This window comes from Candidatus Magnetobacterium casense (genome assembly GCF_019173545.1).
GTDB lineage: Bacteria > Nitrospirota > Thermodesulfovibrionia > Thermodesulfovibrionales > Magnetobacteriaceae > Magnetobacterium > Magnetobacterium cryptolimnobacter.
In genome coordinates this window covers 1-1015 of record NZ_JABXWD010000804.1, presented here as the reverse complement: position 1 = coordinate 1015, position 1015 = coordinate 1, and the positions used below count along the sequence as shown (strand labels likewise).

The window sequence follows — 1015 nt, the reverse complement described above, 5'->3', positions numbered from 1 at the left end:
TGGAGGGTCGCCTGACCACATAAGTCGCCAAACTCCAGGGCGCTAAATCCATTGACTCCCTTGAAGACATCACCCCGGATTGCAAAAAAAGCCATGAGAAAGAAATCAACTTCCCTGAGATACGCACAATTAAGCTCTTGTCGAGGCTTATTCCAACCATACTTGACCCTGTAGCCGTTGGCAAGCAGTATACAGCCGGCATTGTCTATGATTTCCGTGAGATATACCGTCTTACCGGCCACTATGCCAGCCCCGGGATACTCCGAAAATGTCATTGCAATCTCCGGTACCGATGTGTGGGTCAGCGCTATATTGGAGGACATGAAGAACAGATACTTGCCTGTTGCAGACCCTGCAATGTCGTTTAATACACCAAAGCGGTTGTCGTCACCTTTGGTTTCAAACACGGTGGCATTGCATATGCTGCGGATGTAGTCTGCGATATGGGCCTTTTCCGTTAGGATACGTACCTCACAGGGATATTCAGCGCAGTGCTCGTAGATCGAAAACAGGCTAAGATACAGTAGTGGCGATAGCTCTTCCGTAACGGATACAATGAATGTTATCATGGGGGCATCGTATCGTGGAAATTCCAACCACTTATAAGTTTTCAGTATGTCCCGTCTGATAAACACGGATGTCTCAGGCATTGCGATCCCCATTGTTGCAAGAGGGTTGCCCTCCGGTAGTATGTGGTAAGGAGGGGCAGTGTATATGGGAATTTCCTGATGCGTCAGCAGATAGGTCAGGGTTGTAAAGAACTCCTGGATATCAAAGGCAAGTTCAACAGAGGGACAGTGGACCATAAAACCTCTGGCGTTTTCGGTCACGGCACTGTAAAAGGAGATGCCGTCCAGTCCGACTACGCTTACAATGCGTGTAGGAAATGGTACCGCGCAGAGGTCAAGCATTGTGTGTGATTCCTCTATGTCGGTGACTACGATGAGTTCGATGTCATGGAGCTTTTGGAAGATCAACTGGGCTATCAGGTATTGAACCTCTTTGACGTAGTATA

At 48.2% G+C, this 1015-nt stretch carries 1 protein-coding gene; it reads right to left on the bottom strand.

What is annotated here, in order from left to right; genetic code table 11:
• The coding region (locus HWQ67_RS19675) for a hypothetical protein (RefSeq protein ID WP_218254393.1) at positions 1-1015 on the bottom strand (1015 nt) is incomplete at both ends.